The sequence below is a fragment of the Devosia ginsengisoli genome (assembly GCF_007859655.1).
In the GTDB taxonomy this organism is placed as follows: Bacteria; Pseudomonadota; Alphaproteobacteria; order Rhizobiales; family Devosiaceae; genus Devosia; species Devosia ginsengisoli.
Genome location: NZ_CP042304.1, coordinates 661659 through 674976, shown reverse-complemented (window position 1 = coordinate 674976; position 13318 = coordinate 661659). Strand labels below are relative to the sequence as shown.

At 64.0% G+C, this 13318-nt stretch carries 14 protein-coding genes; 6 read left to right on the top strand and 8 right to left on the bottom strand.

Features of this window, described 5'->3' with window-relative positions; all coding sequences use genetic code 11:
- Positions 1-192: 192 nt before the first annotated feature.
- From FPZ08_RS03330 to FPZ08_RS03320, 3 genes are all read right to left on the bottom strand, one after another.
- Entirely contained in the window at positions 193-819 is a 627-nt protein-coding gene (locus FPZ08_RS03330; RefSeq protein WP_146288665.1) for a PH domain-containing protein, read from the bottom strand.
- 238 nt (positions 820-1057) lie between these two features.
- The gene (gene sugE / locus FPZ08_RS03325; RefSeq protein ID WP_146288664.1) at positions 1058-1372 is read right to left on the bottom strand and encodes a quaternary ammonium compound efflux SMR transporter SugE; all 315 of its coding nucleotides are present in this window, start codon (positions 1370-1372) and stop codon (positions 1058-1060) included.
- Positions 1373-1536: 164 nt separating this feature from the next.
- Positions 1537-3132, bottom strand: coding sequence for an MDR family MFS transporter (locus FPZ08_RS03320; RefSeq protein WP_146288663.1), 1596 nt, complete (start codon positions 3130-3132; stop codon positions 1537-1539).
- A gap of 139 nt (positions 3133-3271) precedes the next feature.
- Here FPZ08_RS03320 and FPZ08_RS03315 point away from each other — a divergent pair, with 139 nt between their 5' ends.
- On the top strand, positions 3272-3886 hold the full coding sequence (locus FPZ08_RS03315; protein ID WP_210246851.1) for a MarR family winged helix-turn-helix transcriptional regulator: 615 nt from the start codon (positions 3272-3274) through the stop codon (positions 3884-3886).
- Here FPZ08_RS03315 and FPZ08_RS03310 read toward each other — a convergent pair.
- From FPZ08_RS03310 to ndk, 4 genes are all read right to left on the bottom strand, one after another.
- Positions 3883-4689: a hypothetical protein gene (locus FPZ08_RS03310; protein WP_146288662.1), complete on the bottom strand. Its 807-nt coding sequence runs from the start codon at positions 4687-4689 to the stop codon at positions 3883-3885. The two genes, FPZ08_RS03315 and FPZ08_RS03310, sit on opposite strands and share 4 nt — an antisense overlap.
- Before the next feature lie 67 nt (positions 4690-4756).
- On the bottom strand, positions 4757-6694 hold the full coding sequence (locus tag FPZ08_RS03305; RefSeq protein ID WP_146288661.1) for a DEAD/DEAH box helicase: 1938 nt from the start codon (positions 6692-6694) through the stop codon (positions 4757-4759).
- A 146-nt stretch (positions 6695-6840) separates the two neighbouring features.
- The gene (locus FPZ08_RS03300; protein WP_146288660.1) at positions 6841-7047 is read right to left on the bottom strand and encodes a tautomerase family protein; all 207 of its coding nucleotides are present in this window, start codon (positions 7045-7047) and stop codon (positions 6841-6843) included.
- On the bottom strand, positions 7047-7469 hold the full coding sequence (gene ndk / locus FPZ08_RS03295) for a nucleoside-diphosphate kinase (protein ID WP_146288659.1): 423 nt from the start codon (positions 7467-7469) through the stop codon (positions 7047-7049). The genes FPZ08_RS03300 and ndk overlap by 1 nt, the downstream gene beginning before the upstream one ends.
- Before the next feature lie 179 nt (positions 7470-7648).
- On the opposite strand from ndk, the gene blaOXA reads away from it, so the two are divergent.
- The 5 genes from blaOXA (at position 7649) to FPZ08_RS03270 (ending at position 12819) form a co-directional block, all read left to right on the top strand.
- The gene (gene blaOXA / locus FPZ08_RS03290) at positions 7649-8449 is read left to right on the top strand and encodes a class D beta-lactamase (RefSeq protein ID WP_146288658.1); all 801 of its coding nucleotides are present in this window, start codon (positions 7649-7651) and stop codon (positions 8447-8449) included.
- A 142-nt stretch (positions 8450-8591) separates the two neighbouring features.
- A complete protein-coding gene (locus FPZ08_RS03285; protein ID WP_146288657.1) occupies positions 8592-10451 on the top strand; it encodes an ABC-F family ATP-binding cassette domain-containing protein in 1860 nt (619 codons plus the stop codon).
- A complete protein-coding gene (locus FPZ08_RS03280; RefSeq protein ID WP_146288656.1) occupies positions 10448-10879 on the top strand; it encodes a cupin domain-containing protein in 432 nt (143 codons plus the stop codon). The genes FPZ08_RS03285 and FPZ08_RS03280 overlap by 4 nt, the downstream gene beginning before the upstream one ends.
- A gap of 78 nt (positions 10880-10957) precedes the next feature.
- Positions 10958-11821, top strand: coding sequence for a DUF4344 domain-containing metallopeptidase (locus FPZ08_RS03275; RefSeq protein WP_146288655.1), 864 nt, complete (start codon positions 10958-10960; stop codon positions 11819-11821).
- Positions 11822-11904: 83 nt separating this feature from the next.
- Complete coding sequence (locus tag FPZ08_RS03270; protein WP_146288654.1) at positions 11905-12819, top strand: ABC transporter substrate-binding protein; 915 nt, start codon at positions 11905-11907, stop codon at positions 12817-12819.
- Between the two features lie 3 nt (positions 12820-12822).
- Here FPZ08_RS03270 and FPZ08_RS03265 read toward each other — a convergent pair whose 3' ends face one another.
- On the bottom strand, positions 12823-13269 hold the full coding sequence (locus FPZ08_RS03265; RefSeq protein ID WP_146288653.1) for a DNA polymerase III subunit chi: 447 nt from the start codon (positions 13267-13269) through the stop codon (positions 12823-12825).
- Positions 13270-13318 lie beyond the last annotated feature (49 nt).

Genomic DNA, 13318 nt, shown 5'->3' with positions numbered 1-13318 from the left:
CAGCGCCGCCCGTATCCCGGAAGATGGCAGGATGATACGCGCGGTTGGGTGGGAGGGGACAAGATGGATAAGTCGGTGGTCGCGGCCCACCTACCTTGCGGCTGTGGCGCGATCTCGGGATGGATCCCGGCTCAAGGCCGGGATGACATCGAGCGTGGGGCAGCGTTGTGCCCACGAGGCGTCATTCTCGGCTCAGAGCGTGGCGAAGGCCTTGGCGGCGGTTTCCGTGTTGCGGCGGGCGCGGTTGGTGGCGTGCTTGGCAAGCTGGGCGGCGCCGGAGTGGAACTGGGAGAAGGTGACGCGCCTGCTGTCGTGGGTGGCGATGGTGACGCCGCGCCAGTTGGGGCGGACGGAGCGGACATCGGACCAGGCCAAAGTGGTTTCGCGGCCGAAGGCGTTGCGGTGTTCGACCTGGCTGTTGTTCCAGCGCACGCGGGTGAACAGCCCGCCCAGACCGATGGCAACAGCTCCGCCGCCCAGCAGCAGCGAAGCGATGAAGGTGGCGATCATCTGGGTGGGTTCGACATGCCTGACACCGCCGATGACGATGATGGCGCTCATCAGCACCACGGCCAGCGCGGCCGCGCCGTAGCAGGCGAAATATTCCACCATGGAGGGGCGCAATTCGGACCAGCCATCGACGCTGACCGCCTCTTCGCTCTGCACCAGGCGGAGGGCGAGGAAGGCAGCATAGCCGAAGGCGACGACGCCAGCGGCGCGGGCGAGCGGCAGACCGGATGTCATGGGGAGATATTTGAGGACGATCAGCGAAACGATAACGACGAGTGGCACAGCCACTTCCTGCCAGCGCAAGGGCACTATTGCTCTCCGAGATATGGGGGCCGGCGACGCTAGATCGGCAATCTATGAAGCGAATCTAGCAAGGTTCGGTGATTTGACCATTAACAATTCCGGGAGCGGATGCGGTGGCGCGGAACCCGAGCATTCCTGCAACAGTGCGGTCGCTTGAGAAAGTGATTCAGGGCGATGGCAGGGTGATTCCGCCACCGCGCGCAAGTGTTTGAAATTCCAGAAATTTACTCGAAAGTGACCGGCGCTAGCTCAGGACCTTGAGGCCGATGATGCCGGCGACGATAAGGCCGATACAGGCCAGGCGCGCGGCGGTGGCCGGATCGCCGAAGAGATACATGCCGAGCAAAGCCGTGCCGACCGTGCCGATGCCGGTCCAGACAGCGTAGCCGGTGCCGACCGGCAGGTCGCGCAGGGCAAGGCCCAGCAGGGCAACGCTGATGACCATGGCGATGACGGTCAGCGAGGTGGGGACGAGTTTGGTGAAGCCTTCGGTATATTTGAGACCGATGGCCCAACCCATTTCAAAAATGCCGGCAATGACGAGATAGACCCATGCCATGGGATTTTACTCCTGACGACGCTCGATGGCGTCTTGTGGCGGGTCGTCCCAGCCGGGAAAATGGAGACCGCGCGAGGTCGTCCACGCGCGGTCTTTAGATAGGCCATATCGGAGCGAAGGTGAAGTGCGTCCCCGGACCATCTTATGGTCCGGAGATGCATGGATCAGGCGCCAACGGCCGCCGCGGTGGCGTTTTCCTCGGCCTCGATTTCGGCCTCGGGTTCCTTGCGCAGGGTGGTGGCCAGCGGGATTTCCTTGAGCAGGAAGGAGAGGCCGAAGGCGATGATGGCCGCGCCAGCCGCCGTGAGGAAGACCGGGTGCAAGGCGGCGGCAAAGCCTTCGAGCACCTGGGCGCGGGCCGCTTCGGGCAGCGCCTGGATGGCCTGGGCGTTGAAGGCGCCGCCGCCGGACGGCATGGTCCCGCCAATCTGGCTGGCAAGACCGCTGGAGAAGATGGCGCCGAACACTGAGACACCGATGGAACCGCCGATCTGGCGGAACAGGGTGCTGCCGGCGGTGGCGACACCGACCAGTTCGCGCGGCACCGCATTCTGCGTGGCGGTGACGCCGACGCTATTGATGGGGCCGATGCCCAGGCCGACGATGAACATGTAGAGCGCGATCTGCCAATCGGGCGTATCGAGCTGCATCATGCCCAGCAGCAGCAGGCCGCAGAACAGCACGGCCGAGGCCAGCATGGGCAACAGCTTGTAGCGGCCCGTCTTGCTCATGATGAAACCTGACAGCGTCGATGCGCTGATCAGGCCGATCATCATGGGCAGGAGCTGGAAGGCCGAATTGGTGGGCGAAATGCCCTTGGCGATCTGCAGGTAGAGCGGCAGGAAGGTGATGGAGCCGAACATGGCCATGCCGACCAGGAAACCGACCGCATTGGTGACGAGGAAGGTATTGTTGCGGAAGAGCTGCAGCGGCAGCACCGGCTCGGCAGCACGGGACTCGACCCAGACGAAGGTGACGAGGGCGGCCAGCGACAGGACGACGAGTCCGATGATTTCCACCGAGAACCAGGGGAAGGTATTGCCGCCCAGGCTGGTGGCCAGCACGAAGGACGAAAGGGCCGCGGTGAGCAGGACGAAGCCCATATAGTCGATCTTATGGGCGACGCGCGTCACCTTGGGCTTGAGGGCAAAGCCGATGACGGCCAGAGCCAGAATGCCCAGCGGCAGGTTGATGATGAAAATCCACTGCCAGGTCAGGTGTTCGACGATGAAGCCGCCGAGCAGCGGGCCGACCACGGTGGCCACGCCGAAGACAGCGCCGAAAATACCCTGGATCTTGCCGCGCTGACGCGGCGGGATGACGTCGGCCACCACGGTCATGGCCACGACCATGAGGCCGCCGCCGCCGAGGCCCTGCACGGTGCGGGCGAAAATGAGGAAGTTCATCGAATTGGCGAAGGCGGAGAGCCCTGCCCCGATAAGGAAAATGACGATGGCGGCCTGCAAGACGATCTTGCGGCCGTAGAGGTCGCCGAGCTTGCCATAGATGGGGGCAACCACGGTGGAGCTGAGCAGATAGGCGATGACCACCCAGGTCAGGTGTTCGAGGCCGCCCAATTCGCTGACAATGGTGGGCAGAGCGGTCGAGACGATGGTCTGACCGAGCGAGGCCAGCAGCAAAGTCACGGCGACAGCGCCGATAATGAGGCCCACGGATTGAGCCTGCGGCTCTTCGCTGGCCGACTGCAGCGCAGCGGCGGCCGACTGCGGCGCAGCGGCGGATTGTGCAGGTTGAGACATTGAATATCCTTTGGCGCAAGGTGATCGCGGGGAGTCGCGCCCACTTGCAGTATGAATTATTGCGGCATATATCTGCCCCCGACAATTGCATGTCAATAGCACGTAATTGTCGAAAGCATGTGAAATTGCGAGGACTGCCATGCCCCTATCCGGTGGCAAGACCGATATGAATGCCCTGCTGCGCAAGGCCGGCGTGGATGCGGAAACCGTGGAAGCGGTGATCAGCATCGATGCGCTGATGCAGAACTGGCGGCGCCGCGCCATGCGGCGCGAGCTGGGGCATCGCGCGCTGGTGGAGCTCAAGGTGGGCATCGACCTGGCGCAGTTCGATGTGCTGGTGGCCATAGAGGCGCCGGCGGCGCAGTTCGGCGACAGCGCGGGCGAGACTATGGTTGCGACCGTGGCCGAACGGCTGGGGATCGACCCGTCGCGGGCCAGCCGCGTGGTAAGCGAAATGGTCGAGGCGGGCTATGCGCGCCGGGCGGTGAGCCAGGCGGATGCGCGGCGGACGATCATCGAACTGACCGATGCCGGCCGGGCGATCATCGAGGCGGTGCGCGCCTACAAATTTCTGATCCTGGGGGATTTCCTCAGCGAATGGGACAAGGCCGATGTGGCGCGTTTCGTGCCGCTATTGCGCAAGTTCGGGCAATGGCCCGAGCATATGGAAGCCGGGGCCACCAAGTTCGCGGACGATATTGCGCTGCTGGCAAAGCAGATTGCGGCCAGCCGGAAACAGGCTGAGCCCGCTTAGGAGAAAGCCGCCGGGTTGAGGCCCTCGCGCCGGCAGAGTTCGGCCATGGCGCTGTCGGGTGGTGGCAAGGGCATATCGGCCCGGCCGCGATTGGTGAGCTGGCTGCGCCAGAGGTGGATGGCCAGCGTATCGGGCTTTATGGCCGTGTCGGTGCTGGAGCCCGGCTGCATGAGCGCCGGAATGCCCTCATAAGGGATCGGATAGAGCGCGGAGCTGGGCAGGACATGCCCGGACAGGGCGCGCTGGCGCACATAATGTGTCAGGGCCATGGGGCCGGTGGCGCCATATTGCATGTATTCGGGCGGGACAGGCTGGCCCATCAGGCGGCGCGCCGCGACTTCGAGGCGGCGGAAGATCGGCAGGTGCGGCTCGAACAGGGGGCGCGGGCCGGCGACGAAAATGCCGAGCAGGTCATCGAGCAGCGGGGCATCGGCCGGGATGTGGAGGACCGCGCCATTGACCGAGCCGGGACGCTCGTAAGCCATGAGATAGTCGGGCGGACCGACGATCGGCTGGACGCAATAGACATCGAGATCGGCATAGACGCCGCGCTGCTGGCGCAGGCCGGTCATGCGGAAGAGATCGGAGAAGACGCCGGGTGTTCCCCTGCCCTTGTAGAACATCAGCCGCTCGCGCGGCAGGATGTCGGCCGCATCGCAGGCCACAGCGCCGGCCAGCAGATCGGGGATGGGATCGTAGGAATAGACCTCGACGCGATGACCCCGGCGGCTGAACGAGGCGATGGACAACGCCTCGAGCCAGCTCATCGGCCCATGCCAGAAGCTGAAGATGGTGGGGAGCAAGGTTTTCTCTCCGGACGTCGGGGGACCGGCTTCGTGGTTCGACAAGCTCACCATGAGGCCTCAGAGATCAGATTTGCGGCTTGCGCTTGGGCTTGTGGTCCTTCTTGGCCTTGGCGCCGTCCTTGCCGGCCCATTTGGGCTTGCCCTTGTCCTTGTTGGGTGGGGCCTTGGGGGCCTTTGGCGCGCGGGGCTTGTCGGTATCCGGCTTTGGCGCGCGAGCGGGTTCGGCGGCGGGGTCCCAGGCGCCGGTGGCCGGTTCGGCAAAATCGCCGGGCCGGAGCCCAGCCGAACCGTAGCGCGCCTTGCGGTCGGCGCGCTCGGGGCGCGGGGCGTTGGGGTCGTAGCGCTCGATGGGACCGGGCGGGCGGCGCTGGGACGGCGGCGGGCCGGAGCGGCGTTCGCCGGGGCCATCGACGGCGGAAATGGTGACGCCGCGTTCACCGGAGCCGTTCTTCTCGATGCTCCTGGCGAAGGCATCGGCCTTCTGGGCGGCGACCTCGAAGATGGATTCGGTGTCGAAGATGCGGATGGAGCCGATGGCGGTTTTGGTGACGCCGCCGGCCTTGCACAGCATGGGCAGCAGCCAGCGCGGCTCGGCCTTGTGCTTGCGGCCGACGGAAACCTTGAACCAGGTGCCGCCCTCGAAGCGTTCGCGGGTGCGCGGGTCCTTGTCGCCGGGCTTGTCGAAGACCGGGGCGTCCGACACATCCTCGGGCGCCGGGCGGGCGGCGAGCTGCTGGCGCAGATAGGCGGCGGCAATGGCTTCGGGCGTGTGGCGGGCCATGAGCTGGGCGATGAAGGCGGTTTCTTCCTCGGTGGCCGGCGCGGTGAGCGCCTCGCTCGACAGAATGCTCTCGCGGTAGCGGGCCTCGATCTCCTCGGCGGAGGGCGGTTGCATCATCGACACGTCGAGCCGGGCGGTCTTGAGGATGCGCTGGGCGACGTTGCGGCGATGCATCGGCGAGATGATGACGCAGGTGCCCTTGCGCCCCGCCCTGCCCGTGCGGCCGGAGCGATGCAGCAGCGTATCGGGATTGGTCGGCAGGTCGGCATGGATGACCAGATCGAGATTGGGCAGGTCGATGCCGCGCGCGGCGACGTCGGTGGCGACGCAGATATGGGCGCGACCGTCGCGCATGGCCTGCAGCGCATTGGTGCGCTCGGCCTGGGAGAGTTCGCCCGAGAGGGTGACGACGTCGAAGCCACGATTGTGCAGGCGGGCAGACAAGTGCTTCACGCCCTCACGGGTGGAGGCGAAGACGATGGTGTTGACGGCCTCGAAATAGAGCAGCGTGTTGATGATGGCGTTTTCGCGCTCGGCAGCGGGAACCAGCATCAGCTTGTAGTCGATATCGGCATGCTGCTCGCTGGCGCTGGTCGCGGCGACGCGCAGGGCATCGCGCTGGAAGGTCTTGGCCAGTTGGGCGATAGGCTTGGGGACCGTGGCGGAGAAGAGCAAGGTGCGGCGGTCTTCGGGGGCGGCGTCGAGGATGAATTCGAGGTCTTCGCGGAAGCCGAGATCAAGCATTTCGTCGGCCTCGTCGAGCACGACGGCGCGCAAAGCCGACATATCGAGGGCGCCGCGGGTGATGTGATCGCGCAGGCGGCCAGGCGTGCCGACGACGATATGGGCGCCGCGTTCGAGGGCGCGACGCTCGGTGCGGGCATCCATGCCGCCGACGCAGGATGCGGTGCGGGCGCCGGCTTCGGCATAGAGCCAATCGAGTTCGCGCTGGACCTGGAGCGCCAGTTCGCGGGTTGGTGCGATAACGAGGGCCAAAGGCGCGCCGATTTCGGTGAAGCGCTCGGCGTCTTCAAGCAAAGTCGGCGCGATGGCCATGCCGAAAGCGACGGTCTTGCCGGAGCCGGTCTGGGCGGAGACGAGCAGGTCGCGGCCAGCGGTTTCGTCTTCGATGATGGCAGCTTGTACCGGCGTCAGGGTTTCGTAGCCCTTGGCGGCGAGCGCGCGGGCGAGCGGGGGGAGAATGGTTTCAGGCAGGGACATTTTTGGCTTTCTTGGACGCCGACCAATCATTTGGCGTCATTGCCGCACCGAGAAAATTCCTCGGCCTTCGCGGTTGGATGGGTATAGCACAATCAAAGCAAAAAGGCCGCCCGGCGGGCGGCCTGGTGTTTCGATCCGGGGGCCGGTCAGGCCTTGGGCTGCTTGCGCAGCTCGGCGACGGACTTGCCGCCAAGACCCCAGTTCTCGAGCGGAACTTCATCGATCACGACGAACGTCTTTTCCGGGTTCTTGCCCAGAACACGCACGAGCACGTCCGTAATCCCGGCAATCACGTCGGCCTTCTGTTCGGCAGTGACGTTGTCTTCAAGAATACGAACGTTGACGTAGGGCATCAGCCGACCAGTTCGTCGTCGTTGAAGAAGAACTTGATCTCGGTGGCAGCGGTTTCCGGCGCGTCCGAACCGTGGACCGAGTTTTCGCCGATGGAGAGGGCGAATTCCTTGCGGATGGTGCCTTCGGCAGCATTTTCGGGGTTGGTGGCGCCCATGACTTCGCGGTTCTTGAGGATGGCGCCTTCGCCTTCCAGCACCTGCACGACGACGGGCGAAGCGATCATCTGCTCGACCAGTTCACCGAAGAAGGGGCGTTCCTTGTGGACCGCGTAGAAGCCTTCGGCCTGGGCGCGGGTCATGTGGATCTTCTTGAGAGCGATCGGGCGGAGACCGGCTTCCTCGAACTTGGCGATGATCTTGCCGATGAGGTTGCGACGGACGGCATCGGGCTTGATGATGGAGAAGGTGCGTTCGAGCGCCATGAGGGTCGATCCTTGAATGGGTCTGTTGGAAAAGGTGGCGCCTTGTAACGGGAGAGTTTGACGGGCGCAAGACGGGCCGTGTGCGGCACATTCCCGGCGGCTGCGGCACAGGCTCCACATTTTCGACATGCCGGTTGCGTTAGTCGCCCGACAAAAGCGTTCAACGGAAACCAAGCGTCATGGTCCACCGCCTGTTTCATATCCTGCCGATCATTGCCCTCGGCCTGACCACCGGCAGCGCCATGGCGGCGGAACCGGTCAATTGTACTGTTATCCTCGATGGGCATAGTGGGACCACACTGGTGCGGGAGGGCATATGCGACCAGCGTTTCGCACCATTCTCGACCTTCAAGCTGCCGCTGGCGGTGATCGGTTATGAGGCGGGCATTCTCATCGATGGCGAGACGCCGCGCTGGGAATGGCATGCCGGGCTGACGGCGCCGGAGCGCGACCACAAGCCGGTGGACCCGACCATGTGGGAGCGGGACTCCGTGCTGTGGTATTCGCGCGAGATCACGCGCCTGCTGGGGAGCGAGGCGTTCGGCCGCTATGTCGCCGAACTCGGCTATGGCAATGGGGACGTGTCCGGCGTACCGGGCAAGGACAACGGGCTGACGCATGGCTGGCTCGGCGCATCGCTGACCATCTCGCCGGACGAGCAGGTCGCCTTTATACGCCGGCTGCTGCAGGGCGGGTTGCCGTTCAATACGAATGCGCAGGCCTGGGCGGCGGCGATCCTGCCTGCTTTCGAGGCCGGAGACTGGTCGGTCAGCGGCAAGACCGGCAGCGGCTGGGTGTCGGATGGTCAGGGACTCTATTATCGCGACCAGCCGCTGGGCTGGTTCGTCGGCTGGGCGCAGCGGGGCGAGGATGTCGTGGTGTTCGCGCGGTTGCGGGTGGACGGGAAGCGGACCGCCGACAATCTGGGGCCGGTGGTGCGCGAGGGTTTCCTGGCGGAGCTGCCGGCTCTATTGCCCTGATGCGGGCAGCGGCCATGCGGCAAAGCCGGTTGCCATAAGGGTCGCTTAACTCTATCCAACGGCAACACTTTTGTCGCAGGCCGGTTGCCACGGTTTCGTCCGTTGCTTGCTGCAGCCTGCTTTCTCCTCAGATTGCCTGACCATGCTCACCATCAACAACCTCACCTATCGCATCCAGGGCCGGGAACTGTTCGAAGACGCCTCGGTGGTATTGCCGACTGGCTCCAAGACCGGATTCGTCGGCAAGAACGGCACGGGCAAGACCACTTTGTTCCACCTGATCCAGGGCCATATCGGCCTTGATGCCGGATCGATCGAGCTCAACAAGAAGGCACGGATCGGAGCGGTGGCGCAGGAAGCGCCGGCCGGCAATGAAAGCGTGCTCGACGTGGTGCTGGCGGCCGACAAGGAGCGCACGGCGCTGCTGGCGGAAGCCGAGACGGCAACCGACCCGGACCGCATCAGCGAGGTCTATACGCGCCTGGCCGATATCGATGCCTATTCGGCGGAGGGCCGGGCTTCGGCCATTCTCAAGGGCCTGGGCTTCGAGCAGGACCGGCAGAATGCGCCGACGCATGAGCTGTCGGGCGGCTGGCGCATGCGCGTGTCGCTGGCCGGCGTGCTGTTCAGCCAGCCCGACCTGCTGCTGCTGGACGAGCCGACCAACTATCTCGATCTCGAAGGCACGCTGTGGCTGGAAAAGTATCTCGCCACCTATCCCTATACCGTCTTCATGATCAGCCACGATCGCGACCTGCTCAACAAGTCGGTCAGCTCGATCATCCATCTCGAGCATCGCAAGCTGACCTTCTACAAGGGCAATTACGACACGTTCGAGAATACCCGCCGGCTGCAGATGGAGCTCAATAACAAGAGCCGCGAGAAATCGCTGGACCAGATTGCGCATCTGCAGAAATTCGTCGACCGCTTCAAGGCCAAGGCGACCAAGGCCAAGCAGGCCCAGTCGCGCATGAAGATGATCGAGAAGCTCAAGCCGCCCGCGGCGATGTTCGACGAATATGCGGCGCCGTTCAAATTCCAGCAGCCGGAAAACGAGCCCCCTACCCCGATGATCACGCTGGATGGCGTGGCCGCTGGCTATGGCGACAAGACCATATTGCGGAACATCACGACGCGCATCGATCCCGATGACCGCATCGCGCTGATCGGCGTCAACGGCAATGGCAAGTCGACCTTTGCCAAGCTGCTGGCGGGCGACATCGCGCCGATGGCCGGGCGATTCAACAAGGGCAAGAAGCTGGAAATCGCGCATTTTGCGCAGCACCAGATGGACAAGCTGCAGCCGGAATGGACGCCGCTCGAGCATATGGTCGACCTGATGCCCAAGGACAATGAAGCGCGGCGCCGGAGCCGGCTCAACCAGATGGGGCTGACCACCAGCCGCATGGACACCAAGGCCAAGAACCTTTCCGGCGGCGAGCGCGCGCGGCTGCTGATGGGCATTATCACCTTCAACGGACCGGGGATGATGATCCTCGACGAGCCGACCAACCACCTCGACATCGACAGCCGCGATGCGCTGGTGCATGCGCTCAACGACTATGAGGGCGCGGTGTTGATCATCAGCCACGACCGCCACCTGATCGAGGCGACCTGCGATACGCTGTGGATCGCCGAGGGCGGCACGATCAGCGAACTGGACGAGGATCTGGACACTTATCAGCGCAACATCACCTCGACCAAGGAGCCGAAGGGCTCCGCGGGAAAGGGGAAGCTGAGCAAGCAGGAAGCCGCGGCGCGGCGTGCCGAGATCGCCCCGCTCAAGAATTCCGTTAAGGATGCGGAAACCAAGATTGCCCGTTTGAAGGTGGAAATCGACAAAATCGATGCCCAGCTCGAGGACCCCAAGGTCTACAACGGCGCACCCGACCGGCTGATTGCGCTGGGCAAGGACAAGGCCCGGTTTGCGGCCGATCTTGAGACCACCGAAGAGCAATGGCTGGTGCTGAGCGCCGAGCTGGAGGAAGCAGAGCGCGCATGAGCAAGCTCGCCGCCAAGGACGTGATCTTTACCCTGGGGATGCGCCCGCATCCCGAAGGGGGCTGGTTTGCGCGCACCTTCGAGGATGGCGAAAAGGCCGGCGGCCGGGCGCGTTCGACGGCGATCTACTACCTGCTCGAGGCCGGGGATGCGTCGCACTGGCACCGGATCGACGCGGTCGAGGTGTGGCACTTCTATGCCGGTTCGCCGCTGAAGCTGCGGATTTCCGACGGCCAAAGCGTGGATGAACATGTATTGGGGCCGGACCTCGATGCCGGGCAGCGCCCGCAGGTCGTGGTGCCCACGGGAACCTGGCAATCGGCCGTCAGCACGGGGGCCTGGACACTGGTCGGCTGTACGGTCGCGCCGGGATTCGAGTTCTCGGGCTTCGAGCTGGCCGACAAGGATTGGGCGCCGGGAAAGCACTAACCCTGAAGCCGGCTGCCCGTTGACAGTGACACGCGGTTGCCATTTGCTGGCAGCCCAAGACGCCATCGAAAGTGCATCATGCGCCGCCCTGGTTCCAAGCTGCTCCTTGCCCTCCTCGTCTGCCTGCTCTGGATTCCCGGGCTGGCGCAGGCGCAGGAAGTGACCAAGGCGCAGCGCGCGGAAATCCGGCGTTTTGCCTATAATAACAGCCTGTTCACGCTCTATCACGAAGTAGCGCATCTACTGTTCCACCAGCTCGACCTGCCCATTCTGGGCCGGGAGGAGGATGCGGCGGACAACATGGCCACCTGGACCCTGCTCAACAAGCGGACGCCGGAAAGCGACCGGGCGCTGGCCGATTCCGCGCAGGGCTGGATCCTGTCGGGCGTTGCCTATGACAGCGGTGGCGACGAGAGCGATTATGCCGCCGGGCACAGCCTCGACAAGCAGCGCGCCTACCAGATCGTCTGTCTGATGGTGGGCATGGATGAGACGGCGTTCCGGCCCATCGCCAACGAATACCGCATGGAGCGCGACCGGCAGGACAGCTGCTATTGGGACTATGAAACGGTGGACCGGGCCTTCAAGGGCCTGCTGGGCGGGCGCGGCAACAAGAATGGGCGCGGCACCGAGGTTACCGTGACCTATCGCGATGCCGGCGGACGGCTGCGAGCAGCGGCAGACGCTTTCAAATCGAGCGGCGTGTTCGATCAGGTGGCCGACGAATTGCGCAACAATTACAGCCTGCGCAACCCGGTGCAGTTCACCGCCAAGCGCTGCGGCGAGGCCAATGCCTTCTACGATCCGGATACGGTGGAAGTCATCTTCTGCTACGAGATGATGCAGGACTTCATGGAACTCTACGAGGCCAACATGCCCGAGGCGGTGGCCCCGGTGCCGCGCCAGACGGGTGCGGGCAAGGAAAAGACCTCCAAATTCTGACGCTTCGGCTATAAGTTGATATTGACACTCAACTAAAAGTGGATCCAGTAGCGGGCTAGTGAAAACGCTCCGGAACGATCCCGATGTCCATCAAGCTCAATCGTCGTAATTTCGCGCTCGGAACCGCCGGGCTGGCGCTCGGCGCCATGCTGCCGGGCCGCGCCTTTGCGCAGGAAACCCGTTCGGTCACAACGATTTACGGTACCTATGACATCCCGGTTTCGCCCAAGCGTGTCGTCGCCATCGACTCGCGGCTCGACCTGCAGCCGGCGCTGGCGCTGGGCCTGCCGGTGGTGGGCTATGGCCATTCCACGCCGGGAAGCTGGGTGCCGGTTCCCGCTGGACTGGAGTTCTATGGTTCGGAAATCAACATCGAGCAGGTGCTGGCTTCGGATCCTGACCTGATCATCTGCGCCGATTATGATCCGGACAGCGTATGGTGGCCGGCCAACCGGCTGCGCGACATAGCGCCCGTGGTGACCACCTCGAACGACAAGCCCTGGAAGGACGCGTTCCGTGAATTGGCGATCCTGCTGGGCCGGGAGGGAGAAGGTGAGGCAGCCTTTGCCGAATACGACGCGCTGATCGCCGATATCAAGGCGCGGCATGGCGAGAAACTGGCAAGCAGAACGGTGGTCAGCGTGCAGCCGGCCGAGGGCGTATTCTACATGATGAACGGCTCAAAAATGCTGCAGCCGCAGGTACTTGTCGATCTTGGCGCCAGGACGATCCCGCCGGCCGAAGGGCAGGATTATGATGCGGGCGAGACCCCTGCGGAAGCGTTTGGCGACACGCTGGGCCAGGTCGATGGCATCATCCTGGCGACGACGTCGCCGGAAGGCGCGGCCCTGCTGGATGGCGAGCCGATGTGGCAGCGCCTGCCGGCCGTGGCTGCCGGAGCGCTGGTCGCTTCGAACGGCAATATCAATTATGGCAGCATCTATTCGGCCATCAAGGTGGCGCAGATGGTGGACGAACTCTACGGCAAGATGGCCTAACGGTCAGGCTTTCTTGACCCAGCGGCCATTCGCTTCCTGCTGCCAATAGGTTAACGTACTGTTAGCTTTGAGAGCTACCCAGGCTAATCGCGCTTCGGCCACGGCGTCGGGGTCGTGTCCTGAAAACATATAGACAATTCGCTCGTAGCCGTCGGCTGACTGGGGCACTGCCCGGTCAACGAAAAACCGCACATTGGCGTGGTTGGGATTGTCTGACCCCGTGGTGAGGAGGACGGGCTGATGCGCGTCGGTCTCGTCGCCGGCAAGGCCATGGGCGAGGAAGCTGTCTTCGCGATAAGTCCAGAGATGGGAATCGAGCGCTTCGGCCCGCTCGGTGGAGCCGACTTCCACCACAGCACGCCAGCCGCGCTCGATGGACTTTTCCAGCAGGGCTGGAAGGACCGCTTCGAGCGGGCGAGGTTCCAGGTGATAGAAGAGGACGTCAGCCACACAAGGCTCCATGCCACGACCCCATGGTTCGACAAGCTCACCATGAGGT

Bases quoted from the DNA above. Each gene is read 5' to 3' on its own strand.
- sugE (WP_146288664.1), bottom strand. From the start codon at position 1,372: ATGGCATGGGTCTATCTCGTCATTGCCGGCATTTTTGAAATGGGTTGG.
- FPZ08_RS03320 (WP_146288663.1), bottom strand. From the start codon at position 3,132: ATGTCTCAACCTGCACAATCCGCCGCTGCGCCGCAGTCGGCCGCCGCT.
- FPZ08_RS03315 (WP_210246851.1), top strand. From the start codon at position 3,272: ATGCCCCTATCCGGTGGCAAGACCGATATGAATGCCCTGCTGCGCAAG.
- FPZ08_RS03305 (WP_146288661.1), bottom strand. From the start codon at position 6,694: ATGTCCCTGCCTGAAACCATTCTCCCCCCGCTCGCCCGCGCGCTCGCC.
- FPZ08_RS03300 (WP_146288660.1), bottom strand. From the start codon at position 7,047: ATGCCCTACGTCAACGTTCGTATTCTTGAAGACAACGTCACTGCCGAA.
- ndk (WP_146288659.1), bottom strand. From the start codon at position 7,469: ATGGCGCTCGAACGCACCTTCTCCATCATCAAGCCCGATGCCGTCCGT.
- blaOXA (WP_146288658.1), top strand. From the start codon at position 7,649: ATGGTCCACCGCCTGTTTCATATCCTGCCGATCATTGCCCTCGGCCTG.
- FPZ08_RS03285 (WP_146288657.1), top strand. From the start codon at position 8,592: ATGCTCACCATCAACAACCTCACCTATCGCATCCAGGGCCGGGAACTG.
- FPZ08_RS03280 (WP_146288656.1), top strand. From the start codon at position 10,448: ATGAGCAAGCTCGCCGCCAAGGACGTGATCTTTACCCTGGGGATGCGC.
- FPZ08_RS03275 (WP_146288655.1), top strand. From the start codon at position 10,958: ATGCGCCGCCCTGGTTCCAAGCTGCTCCTTGCCCTCCTCGTCTGCCTG.
- FPZ08_RS03270 (WP_146288654.1), top strand. From the start codon at position 11,905: ATGTCCATCAAGCTCAATCGTCGTAATTTCGCGCTCGGAACCGCCGGG.